Source organism: Mycobacterium paraense (assembly GCF_002101815.1).
Classification (GTDB): domain Bacteria; phylum Actinomycetota; class Actinomycetes; order Mycobacteriales; family Mycobacteriaceae; genus Mycobacterium; species Mycobacterium paraense.
Genome location: NZ_LQPM01000023.1, coordinates 12,187 through 23,063, shown reverse-complemented (window position 1 = coordinate 23,063; position 10,877 = coordinate 12,187). Strand labels below are relative to the sequence as shown.

12 protein-coding genes are annotated in these 10,877 nt (G+C 70.5%); 6 read left to right on the top strand and 6 right to left on the bottom strand.

Going from position 1 to position 10,877, the window contains the following annotated elements; genetic code table 11:
- Nucleotides 1–16: 16 nt before the first annotated feature.
- Genes ispF through carD form a run of 3 tightly spaced genes read right to left on the bottom strand, consistent with a single transcriptional unit; the run spans nt 17 to nt 1,671 of the window.
- Entirely contained in the window at nt 17–496 is a 480-nt protein-coding gene (gene ispF / locus AWB89_RS17270; protein ID WP_085175314.1) for a 2-C-methyl-D-erythritol 2,4-cyclodiphosphate synthase, read from the bottom strand.
- Complete coding sequence (gene ispD, locus AWB89_RS17265) at nt 493–1,164, bottom strand: 2-C-methyl-D-erythritol 4-phosphate cytidylyltransferase (RefSeq protein WP_085175312.1); 672 nt, start codon at nt 1,162–1,164, stop codon at nt 493–495. Before ispD ends, ispF begins: the two co-directional genes overlap by 4 nt.
- A gap of 18 nt (nt 1,165–1,182) precedes the next feature.
- A complete protein-coding gene (carD, locus tag AWB89_RS17260; protein WP_003419482.1) occupies nt 1,183–1,671 on the bottom strand; it encodes an RNA polymerase-binding transcription factor CarD in 489 nt (162 codons plus the stop codon).
- Between the two features lie 302 nt (nt 1,672–1,973).
- On the opposite strand from carD, the gene AWB89_RS17255 reads away from it, so the two are divergent.
- From AWB89_RS17255 to disA, 3 genes are all read left to right on the top strand, one after another.
- Nucleotides 1,974–2,492 carry a copper chaperone PCu(A)C domain-containing protein gene (locus tag AWB89_RS17255; RefSeq protein WP_085103238.1) on the top strand — a complete coding sequence of 173 codons (519 nt, stop codon included), beginning with the start codon at nt 1,974–1,976 and terminating at the stop codon, nt 2,490–2,492.
- Nucleotides 2,493–2,563: 71 nt separating this feature from the next.
- The gene (gene radA, locus AWB89_RS17250; RefSeq protein ID WP_085175310.1) at nt 2,564–3,997 is read left to right on the top strand and encodes a DNA repair protein RadA; all 1,434 of its coding nucleotides are present in this window, start codon (nt 2,564–2,566) and stop codon (nt 3,995–3,997) included.
- A complete protein-coding gene (disA, locus tag AWB89_RS17245) occupies nt 3,994–5,067 on the top strand; it encodes a DNA integrity scanning diadenylate cyclase DisA (RefSeq protein WP_085103234.1) in 1,074 nt (357 codons plus the stop codon). The genes radA and disA overlap by 4 nt, the downstream gene beginning before the upstream one ends.
- A gap of 6 nt (nt 5,068–5,073) precedes the next feature.
- Here disA and AWB89_RS17240 read toward each other — a convergent pair whose 3' ends face one another.
- A complete protein-coding gene (locus AWB89_RS17240; protein WP_142282560.1) occupies nt 5,074–5,889 on the bottom strand; it encodes a hypothetical protein in 816 nt (271 codons plus the stop codon).
- Nucleotides 5,890–6,004: 115 nt separating this feature from the next.
- Complete coding sequence (locus tag AWB89_RS17235; protein ID WP_085175306.1) at nt 6,005–6,622, bottom strand: carbonic anhydrase; 618 nt, start codon at nt 6,620–6,622, stop codon at nt 6,005–6,007.
- Between AWB89_RS17235 and AWB89_RS17230 the strand changes: the two genes are divergently transcribed.
- From AWB89_RS17230 to AWB89_RS17220, 3 genes are all read left to right on the top strand, one after another.
- Nucleotides 6,621–7,517, top strand: a complete 897-nt coding sequence (locus tag AWB89_RS17230) for an HhH-GPD family protein (protein WP_085175304.1) — start codon at nt 6,621–6,623, stop codon at nt 7,515–7,517. The genes AWB89_RS17235 and AWB89_RS17230 overlap by 2 nt on opposite strands.
- Nucleotides 7,518–7,620: 103 nt before the next feature.
- Nucleotides 7,621–8,406 carry a gluconate 2-dehydrogenase subunit 3 family protein gene (locus AWB89_RS17225; protein ID WP_085175302.1) on the top strand — a complete coding sequence of 262 codons (786 nt, stop codon included), beginning with the start codon at nt 7,621–7,623 and terminating at the stop codon, nt 8,404–8,406.
- On the top strand, nt 8,399–10,096 hold the full coding sequence (locus AWB89_RS17220) for a GMC oxidoreductase (protein ID WP_085175300.1): 1,698 nt from the start codon (nt 8,399–8,401) through the stop codon (nt 10,094–10,096). Before AWB89_RS17225 ends, AWB89_RS17220 begins: the two co-directional genes overlap by 8 nt.
- Here the strand turns inward: AWB89_RS17220 and AWB89_RS17215 are convergent.
- Nucleotides 10,080–10,847 (bottom strand): alpha/beta fold hydrolase, encoded by a 768-nt coding sequence (locus tag AWB89_RS17215; RefSeq protein ID WP_085175298.1) that lies wholly within the window; start codon nt 10,845–10,847, stop codon nt 10,080–10,082. The two genes, AWB89_RS17220 and AWB89_RS17215, sit on opposite strands and share 17 nt — an antisense overlap.
- Nucleotides 10,848–10,877: the final 30 nt, after the last annotated feature.

Sequence of the window (10,877 nt, the reverse complement as noted above, 5' to 3'; positions counted from 1 at the left end):
GCCGCGACCCGCGACGCTAGCCGGTGGCGAACACCAGCGCCGTGGCGATCGCGGCCAATCCCTCGCCCCGCCCGGTCAGTCCCAGGCCGTCGGTGGTGGTCGCGGACACCGACACCGGCGCCCCGAGCAGATCGGAAAGGACCCGCTGCGCCTCCGCGCGGCGCGGGCCGACCTTCGGCCGGTTGCCGATCACCTGGACGGCCGCGTTGCCGACCCGGTACCCGCGCTCCGCAACCAGGCCGACGACGTGGCGCAGCATGTCGGCGCCGGTCACGCCCTGCCAGCGGGAATCGTCGACGCCGAACACGGCGCCGATATCGCCCAACCCGGTCGCCGACAGCAGCGCGTCGCACAGCGCGTGCGCGCCCACGTCGCCGTCGGAGTGGCCCGCGCAGCCGTCGGCGCCGTCGAACAGCAGCCCCAGCAGCCAGCACGGACGCCCGGGCTGGATCGGGTGCACGTCGGTGCCCAACCCGACCCGCGGCAGCTCGCTCACCGGCGCACGACCGCTTGGGCCAGCACCAGGTCGAGCTGGGTGGTGATCTTGAACGCCAGCGGGTCGCCCGCGACGACCTGCACCTGGCCGCCGACGTGCTCGACCAGCGACGCGTCGTCGGTGAAGTCGGCGGTGTCGGCCCGTTCGTAGGCGCGCAGCAGCAGGGCGGTTTCGAACCCTTGCGGCGTCTGCACGGCCCGCAGGCCGGCCCGCTCCGGCGTGCCCAGGACCACCCCGTTGGCATCCACGGCCTTGATGGTGTCAGACAGGGGCAGCGCGGGCACGACGGCGCCGTGGCCCGACCGCAGCGCCTCGACCACTCGCACGATCAGTGCGGGCGGGGTCAGGGCCCGGGCGGCGTCATGGACCAGCACGAACTCGGGCTCGCCGGGCAATGCGGACAAACCCAGACGGACCGAGTCGATACGGCCGGCCCCGCCGGCCACGACCGTGGCGTGGCCGCCGAGGACTAGCTTGGCCTGGTCGATGCGATCGGCCGGGACGGCCGCCACGACATGGTCGACGACCCCGGACTCCAGCAGGCCCGCGACGGCGCGCTCAAGCAGGGTATGCCCGTCGAGTTCGCAGAATGCCTTGGGAATGCCGGCCTGAAGCCGTTCTCCCGACCCCGCGGCCGGGACCACTGCGACAACCGCGCCCCCGGCCACCGGAGAGCCTCAGGGCCTTCAGGAAGCGGCGGCCAGAACCTCGTCGAGGATGGTCTCCGCCTTGGCGTCGTCGGTGCTCTCGGCCAGCGCCAGCTCACCGACAAGGATCTGGCGGGCCTTGGCCAGCATGCGCTTCTCGCCGGCGGACAGGCCACGCTCCTGGTCGCGACGCCACAGGTCGCGCACTACCTCGGCCACCTTGTTGACATCGCCGGAGGCGAGCTTTTCCAGGTTGGCCTTGTAGCGGCGGGACCAGTTCGTCGGCTCTTCCGTGTGGGGCGCGCGCAACACCTGGAACACCTTGTCGAGGCCTTCTTGCCCGACAACATCGCGGACGCCGACGTATTCGGCGTTTTCAGCGGGCACTCGAACGGTCAGGTCTCCCTGCGCAACTTTCAAGACGAGATACTCTTTTTGCTCCCCTTTGATGGTGCGGGTTTCGATCGCCTCGACTAACGCAGCACCGTGGTGTGGGTATACAACGGTGTCGCCGACCTTGAAGATCATCTGATTCGAGCCCCTTTCGTTACTTCAGTCTAACACGGCGCCCCAAGGGTTGCGGAACAACGGTGCAGGTCAGGGGCACATCGCGCGCAGATTAGGGGTTGACAGGCGGAGGAAGACGTGCAAGGGGTCACACTACGCTTGCCCCTATTGGACCCCAGCAAGCACCCCACCCGGGGCCTTGCTCCGCTGGTCTGGCGCCCTGCGCTACCGCCGCGAACACCTTCCTACTACTGTGCATAGTTGCAGAGTTGAACCGCTGAAATGGTGCGTCGTGAGGGCGCGAGCCGAGCAGGAGGCATTGAGTGAACCGCTTCGCCGTCGTCGGTCTGGTCGCCTTGGTCGCCGCCCTGCTCAGCGGTTGCGGAGCCGGTCAGATCTCGCAAATGGCCACCCAGGAGCCCGCCGTCAACGGCAACCGGGTCACCATCAACAACGTCGCGCTGCGCGACATCCGCATGCAGGCCGTCCAGACCGGTGACTTCCTGCAGCCGGGGCGGACGGTGGACCTGGTGGCGGTGGCCGTCAACCAGTCGCCGGACGTCGCGGACCGGTTGGTGAGCATCACCAGTGACGTCGGCGCGGTCACGATCGGCGGCGATGGCCGGCTGCCCGCCGGAGGGATGCTGTTCATCGGCAAGCCCGAAGGCCAGAACGTGGCCCCGGGCCCGCTCGAGCCGAACAACGCCGTCAAGGCGACCGTCGCCCTGGCCAAGCCCATCAGCAACGGCCTGGCCTACAACTTCACCTTCAACTTCGAGAAGGCCGGGCAGGCCAGCGTGATGGTGCCGGTTTCGGCCGGGGTGGGGCCCCAACCCGCCTGAGCGGGCGCTAACCGGGGACGGTCCCGGCCTGTCACACCGGGCTTGTCGCACCCGCCCGATACCGTCATGACGTGGCACATCCCCGCTCGCAATACCGCTGCTCCGAATGCCAGCACGTCACCGCCAAGTGGGTGGGCCGCTGCGGGGAGTGCGGCACCTGGGGCACCGTCGACGAGGTGCCGGTACTGGCCGCCGTCGGCGGGGGGCGGCGCGCCGGCGCGTCGGCGGCGTCGGCGTCGCGGGCCGTTCCCATCAGTTCGGTAGAGGCGCACAGCACGCGGCACCGCTCCACCGGCGTCGGCGAGTTGGACCGGGTGCTCGGCGGCGGCGTGGTCCCCGGCTCGGTCACGCTGCTGGCGGGCGATCCGGGCGTGGGCAAGTCGACGCTGTTGCTCAAGGTCGCCCACCGCTGGGCCCAGGCCGGCAGCCGGGCGCTGTACATCTCCGGCGAGGAGTCGGCCGGGCAGATCCGGCTGCGCGCCGACCGCATCAACTGCGGCGGCGACGAGCTGTACCTGGCCGCCGAGTCCGACCTGCACACGGTGCTCGATCACATCGCGACGGTCCGGCCCGCGCTCGTCATCGTCGACTCGGTGCAGACCATGTCCACCACCGAGGCCGACGGCGTCGCCGGCGGGGTCACGCAGGTGCGCGCGGTGACCGCGGCGCTGACGGCCGCGGCGAAGTCCGCCGGCGTCGCCCTGATCCTGGTCGGGCACGTGACCAAGGATGGCGCCATCGCCGGGCCGCGCTCGCTGGAACACCTCGTCGACGTGGTCCTGCACTTCGAGGGCGACCGCAACGGCTCGCTGCGGATGGTCCGCGGGATCAAGAACCGGTTCGGCGCCGCCGACGAGGTCGGCTGTTTCATGCTGCACGACAACGGGATCGAGGACGTCAACGACCCGTCGCACCTCTTCCTGGATCAGCGGCCGGCGCCCGTCGCGGGCACCGCGATCACGGTGGCGCTGGACGGAAAGCGGCCGCTGATCGGCGAGGTGCAGGCGCTGCTGGCGAGCCCGTCGGGCGGCTCGCCGCGCCGCGCCGTCAGCGGCATCGACCACGCCCGCGCCGCGATGATCGCCGCCGTGCTGGAAAAGCACGCCCGCCTGAACATCGCCGTCAACGACGTCTACCTGTCCACCGTGGGCGGCATGCGGTTGACCGATCCGTCCTCCGATCTTGCCGTCGCGATCGCGCTGGCCTCGGCGTACACCAACCTGCCGCTGCCCACCACGGCGGTGATGATCGGCGAGGTGGGGCTCGCGGGCGACCTGCGCCGGGTGGCCGGGATGGAGCGGCGGCTGGCCGAAGCCGCACGCCAGGGGTTCAGCATCGCGCTCATCCCGGACGGCGATGACCCCCGGCGCGAGATCGTGCCGAGCGGGATGCGGGCGCTGCGTGCGCCGACCATCGTCGCGGCCCTGCTCCACATGAAAGCCATCGCCGAGCGGCCCGACGGCTGGACGCATAACACCGTGGGGCCGCAGAATGACACGCTGTGACCCGTCCGACACTGCGTGAGACCGTCGCCCGCCTGGCGCCGGGCACCGGGCTGCGGGACGGCCTGGAGCGCATCCTGCGCGGCCGCACCGGCGCGTTGATCGTGCTGGGCAACGACGAGAACGTCGAGGCCATCTGCGACGGCGGGTTCGCCCTGGACGTCCGGTACGCGCCGACGCGGCTGCGCGAGCTGGCCAAGATGGACGGCGCCGTCGTGCTGTCCACCGACGGCAGCCGCATCGTCCGCGCCAACGTGCAGTTGGTTCCGGATCCGTCGATCCCCACCGACGAATCGGGGACCCGGCACCGCTCGGCGGAGCGCGCCGCGATCCAGACCGGCTACCCGGTGATCTCGGTCAGCCACTCGATGAACATCGTGACCGTCTACGTCGCCGGGGAGCGCCACGTGGTCGCCGATTCGGCGACCATCCTGTCGCGGGCCAACCAGGCCATCGCCACCCTGGAGCGGTACAAGATGAGGCTCGACGAGGTCAGCAGGCAGCTGTCCCGGGCCGAGATCGAGGACTTCGTCACGCTGCGCGACGTGATGACGGTGGTGCAGCGGCTGGAGTTGGTGCGGCGCATCGGCCTGGCGATCGACTACGACTGCGTCGAGCTGGGCACCGACGGCCGCCAGTTGCGGCTGCAGCTCGAGGAGCTGTTGGGCGGCAACGACATCGCCCGCGAACTGATCGTGCGCGACTACCACGCCAGCCCCGAGCCGCTGTCCGAGGCGCAGCTGACCGCCACGCTCGACGAGCTGGACGCCCTGTCGGACACCGAGCTGCTCGACTTCACCTCGCTGGCAAAGGTTTTCGGATACCCGACGACGGCGGAGGCGCAGGATTCGGCGCTCAGCCCGCGCGGCTACCGCGCGATGGCCGGCATCCCCCGGCTGCAGTTCGCCCACGTGGATCTGTTGGTCCGGACGTTCGGAACGCTGCAGGGCCTGCTGGCGGCCAGCGCCAACGACCTGGAGTCGGTGGACGGCATCGGCGGGATGTGGGCCCGCCACGTGCGCGAGGGACTGTCGCAGCTGGCGGAATCGACCATCGCCGATCCGCTCACCTGAACGCGGTCAGCCCGCGGGACTGGGGCCCGGCGCCGCGCCCGGCGGGGCCTCCGGCGGCGGCGCGAGCGCCGGCTGACCCGGCTGCCCCGGGACCGGACCCGGCGGCGGTGGCGGCTGGTTCATGATGAACGGAACCGGCTGCGAGCGAAGGTTGCCCAGCTGCACGACGAGGTTGTAGGTGCCCGGCCCGATCGCCGGCCGCGGCAGCGGGCAGTGCGGCGCCGATCCCATGCCCGTCCAGGTCACGGCCGTCGTCACCTGCTCGCCCGGCGTGAACGTCTTGATCAGGGTCTCGTTGGAGGGCGCGCAGTCCAGGTTGGACCACAGCCGCTTGTTGTCCAGCGAGTAGACGTAGGCGGCGAGCGACGCCGCTCCCACGTCGCGTTTGCAGGACACCAGCCCGATGTTGGTGACGACCATGGTGAACTTCGGCTGGTCGCCGATGAAGTACTGGGGCGCGTTGGTCAGGCCCTTGACCGCCAGCGTCGAATCGGGGCAGTCATCGCCCTCCTTCAGCACCGGCGGCGGCTGCACCGCGGCGGTCGGGGTGGGCGACTCGGGGTTCTGCCCCTGCGGCGCCGGCACGGGCGCGACGCCCTCCTGCCCCGGGGGCGGCGCCTGGCTCGGGGGCGCGGCGGGCTTGCTCTGGGCGGAGTTCGGCTTATCGGCGCTGGCGGGCTTGGCGCCCGCCTTGTTGCCCATGAAGGCGACGACGATGGCGGCGACGACCCCGATCACGACGACCGCAAGGCCCAGGGCCAGGCCCCTGCGCCGCCAATAGATCTCGGTGGGTAGCGGGCCACGCGGTTCCAGATCCAGCACGATCACACCGTAGGCCCAGGTCACGCGGATTTGTCCGATCCGCGTCGGCGTGTCGCGAGGTTTGCTGGCCCTAAAAAGGGGCGAGCCGTGTTAGTGGCGGGGAGAAAGGCGGTCGTTATCCGCCGATATCACCGACGTGCTCGACCAACGCGGCGCGCCCGTCGGCGAGTTGGTAGGTGACGCCGGCGATGGCCAGCGTGCCCGCGGACACCCGCTCCGCGATGGTCGACGAACGCGCCACGAGCTGGGCCACCGTCTCCTTGACGTGCCGTTCCTCGAACTCGTCGACACGGCTCAGGCCGTCGCGACGGCCGAGCAGGATCGACGGCGCGACCCGCTCGACCACGTCGCGCACGTAGCCGCCCGGTATCGCGCCGTCGTCGATCGCGCCGATGGCGGCCTTGACGGCACCGCAACTGGTGTGGCCGAGGACGACGACCAGCGGCACGTCGAGCACCGTCACCGCGTACTCGATGGAGCCCAGCACCGCCGAGTCGATGGCCTGTCCGGCGGTGCGAACCACGAACACGTCACCCAGTCCCTGATCGAATAGCAGCTCGGCCGCCACCCGGCTGTCGGCGCAGCCGAAGATGATCGCTGTCGGCTTTTGCCCGGCGGCCAGGCTGGCGCGATGCTCGACGCTTTGGCTGGGATGCTGAGGCTTACCGGCGACGAATCGCTCGTTACCCTCTTTGAGTGCTTTCCACGCGGTTACTGGGCTGGTGTTAGGCATGGCACACATCATGCCGCAACCGCAGGTGATCTCGCCGAGCGAGCTCATCGACTGGTATCACCGGTCGCGGCGCGAGTTGCCCTGGCGAGAACCCGATGTCAGCCCGTGGCAGATTCTGGTCAGCGAGTTCATGCTGCAGCAGACGCCCGTGTCGCGGGTGCTGCCGATCTGGACCGATTGGGTGCGACGCTGGCCCACCCCGTCGGCCACCGCAGCGGCCAGCGCGGCCGACGTCCTGCGCGCCTGGGGCAAGCTGGGCTATCCGAGGCGCGCCAAGCGATTGCACGAGTGCGCCACCGTGATCGCCCGCGACCACGGCGACGTGGTTCCCGACGACGTCGACACGTTGCTGACGTTGCCCGGCGTCGGCAGCTACACCGCGCGGGCGATCGCGTGTTTCGCCTACGGCCGATCGGTGCCGGTGGTGGACACCAACGTGCGCCGGGTGGTGGCCCGCGCCGTGCACGGCCTGGCCGACGCCGGGGCGCCAAGCGCCTCACGCGACTACGCGGACGTCTCGGCGCTGCTGCCCGATGATGAACGGGCGCCGACGTTTTCGATCGCACTCATGGAGCTGGGTGCGATCGTGTGCACCGCGCGGGCGCCGCGATGCGGGTTGTGCCCGCTCGAGGGGTGCGCGTGGCGGGCGGCGGGTTGTCCGCCCGCGCAGGGCCCGGCCCGTCGGGTGCAGACCTACGCCGGCACCGACCGTCAGGTCCGCGGGCGGTTGTTGGATGTGTTGCGTGCCAAGGATTCCCCGGTCACCCGGGCCGAGCTGGACGTCGCGTGGCTGACCGATACGCAGCAGCGTGACCGCGCGCTGGATTCGCTGCTGGCCGACGGCCTGGTGACTCGGACCGCCGACGGCCGGTTCGCGTTGGCGGGCGAGGGGTAGCAGGGGCCGTCGCCGCTAGCGCGAACCCCGTTACGGCGCAACCCGACACGCCGCCGGGCGGGCGTTCCACGTAAGACTCATATCTGCGTCTTACCCTGCCGATGTGCCCAGCGAGGAGGCCGCCGAAGGATCCCGCTTGCCGCCGGTGTCCCGGCGCGCGGTGCTCGGCGGCCTGAGCCTGCTGCCGCTGGCCGCCGCAATGGGGCCGCCACCCGCCGCGTCCGCCGCCACGGGCTACCGATTCCTGTCGCCGCATCAGGCTGCGGTGCTCGACGCCGCCACCCGCCGGCTGATCCCCGGGCCGGAGGACTGCCCGGTCGAGCTGGGGAGCCCCGGGGCGCATGAAGCCAACGTGGTGAACTACCTGGACCGGATGCTGTCGGTGTTCGACGTCACGCCCGCCGATGTGCACGCCGGCGGCCCATGGAGCGATCGCGCCGGCGGCTCCCAGGACTACATGGCCACCTTCGTGCCGCTCAATCGCGCCCAGGCGTACGGCTGGCAGCAGCGGCTGACGCAGCTTCGCAACCAGTACACCAGCGGCATCGCCCTGCTCGACCAGCAGGCCGGCGGCGACTTCACCGCCGTGCAGCCGGTCCGGCAGGACCTCATCCTGGCCCACGGGCCGGCGGCGGCGTTCGCCGGCGTCCTGTTCGGCCACACCATCGAGGCGATGTACAGCGTCCCCGAATACGGCGGCAACGCGAACCTGGTCGGCTGGAAGGACATCAAGTATCCCGGCGATTCCCAGCCGCGGGGATACACGCCCGCCCAGGTCGAAGCGATCCAGTGGGACGTGGTGATCGTCACCGACATCATCAACCGGCTGCGTCACGGCTGGGAACAGGTGGTCTCCAAATTGGGCGGAAGGGGCGGCGTGAGTGCCTAAGGCGGTCATCGTCGGCTCCGGCGCCGGCGGGTCGACGGTGGCGATGGAACTCGCCCAAAATGGTTGGGACGTAGTGATATTCGAGAAGGGCTCGAACTACTACACCAACCTTGATGGCACCGGTCCCCTCGGCACGACGTTCTCCAACGACGAACTCAAGTCGCTGTACCGCTATTTCGAGCAGCCGGACCCCCTGGCCTACCCCCGCACGTTTCGCGCCAACGCCGCCCAGGCGGCCAGCTACGTCGGCCCCGTCAACGAGCTCCCCGTGACCGTCGGCGGCGGAACCACGCACTGGGACGCGAAGGTCCCGCGGTTCTGGGACATCGACTTCAAGGGGCTGTCGATGCTTGGCCCGCAGCCCGGCGCGGACATGCAGGATTGGCCGTTCGAATACAGCGAGATCGCGCCCTACTACGACGCGATCGAAACGCTGCTCGGGACTCAGGGCGACGTCCGGGCGATACCCGCGCTGTCCTTCAAGCACGCGCCGCGCACGCAGAATTTCCCGATGCCGCCGGGACCGCAGCAGCGCTCCTCCACGCTGATCGCCAAGGGGGCCAAACGCATTGGGCTGCACCCGTATCCGTTTCCGACCGCGATCAATTCGGTCGAGTACGACGGCCGACCGCCGTGCAACAACTGCGGGTTCTGCAGCAACTACGGCTGCCCGATCTCGGCCCGGGTGGGCGCCCTGGCGCCGCTGCGCCTGGCGCTGCGGACCGGGCGTGCGCAGTTGCACCCCGAGACCACCGTCACCAAGGTCAACTTCACCGGCCGGCGCGCAACCGGCGTCTCGTATCTCGACCCGCAGGGCAACCCCGGCGGGGAGAGCGCCGACCTGGTGGTGCTGGCCGCCTCGGCGATCGAGACGTCGCGCCTGGCGCTGCTCTCCGGCCTGCCCGACGCCAGCGGGCGCATCGGCACCCGGCTGATGTTCCACAACTTTGTCGACGGGTTCGGCATCTACCTCGACCAGCGGGTGCACGCCTACCGCGGCCGCTCGATCACCCAGTGCATGGAGGATTTCTGCGACCCCAACTTCCCGGGGGCGCGCCTCGCGGCGAAACTGGCCGGGCTGCCCTACATCCGCGGCGGGCTGTGCGAGCTGGGCGGGAGCCAGGACCCGATCACCGAGGGCAAGTTCTACCAGGAGATCCTGGGGTTCCTGCCGGGCGTGCAGCTGTTCGGCAGCCCGTTCAAGGACCTGATGCGCGCCTCGCTGCTGCGCGACCGGCTGGCCGGCGTCAACTTCATCGGCACCGACCTGCCCTACCTGACCAACAACGTCACCCTCGACCCGACGGTCACCGACCTCAACGGACAGCCGGTGGCCCGCGTGACCTGGGCGCCCGGCAGGCACGAGGCGGTCGCGCAGACGTTTTTCCTGGTGCCCATCACCGCGATGATGGCGGCCGCCGGAGCGCAGCTGTTCGCGGCCATCCCGGACGGGCTGGAGCGGAAGCTGAGCGGCGGCACGCCGCCCAACACCAAGCACGTGATGGGCGGCATGCAGATGGGCGTGTCCCCGGCGACCAGCGTCGTCGACCCCAACGGGCGAATGCACCAGATGGACAACGTCTATGTCGCCGACGGCAGCGTGTTCGTCACCTCGGGATGCCAGAACCCGACCAACACGCTCATGGCGGTGGCGCTGCGCACCGCGTTCGGGCTCACCGGCCGTCGGTAGCCGCCAGGAAGGATTCCACCGCTTCCCGGTACTCCTCCGGGGCTTCGTCGTGGATGAGGTGGCCGACCTGCGGCACGTGCAAATACGTTGTCGGGGAATCCGTTTCGGTCATCGCGAGCATCTGGCCCGGCGGGGTGACGGAAATGCCGGCCTCCAGGAGCAGCGCCGGCGCGCGCACGGCCTTCCACTGCGCCCAGTAGTCCCGAGTGCCCCATTCGGCGGCGATCTCGATCCATCGCGAGGTGTGCCCGTGCAACCGCCACCCGCTTTCCGTGCGATCGAAGGCATCCAGGAAGTACCGGCCGGCGACCGGCCCGAACTCGGCGAAAACCTGCTCGGCAGAATCGAATTCGACCGGCAGGGCGTGCAGCCACGGCTCCCACGGCCCGGTGGTGCGGCCGCGGAAGTCCGGCGCCATGTCCTCGACCACCAGCGCCGAGACGAAGTCCGGGCGCTCGGCGGCCAGGCACCACGAGTGCAGGGCGCCCATCGAATGCCCCACCAGCCTGGCCGGCGCCCCCAGGCCGCCGACCGCGTCGCCCAGGTCGGCCACGAAGCGTTCGGTGCTGATCGGGTGCGGATCGTCGACGTGGCGGCCCCGGTGCCACGGGGCGTCGTAGGTGTAGACGGTGCCCAGCCGGGCCAGCCACGGCAGCTGCCGCGACCAGGTGGTGCCGCGGCCCATCAGGCCGTGCACCAGCACCAACGGCGCGCCACTGCCGCCGTGGCAGGTCAACAGATCGCTGGGCATAGCACCATCTTGCGTGGCCCGCCCGGGGGT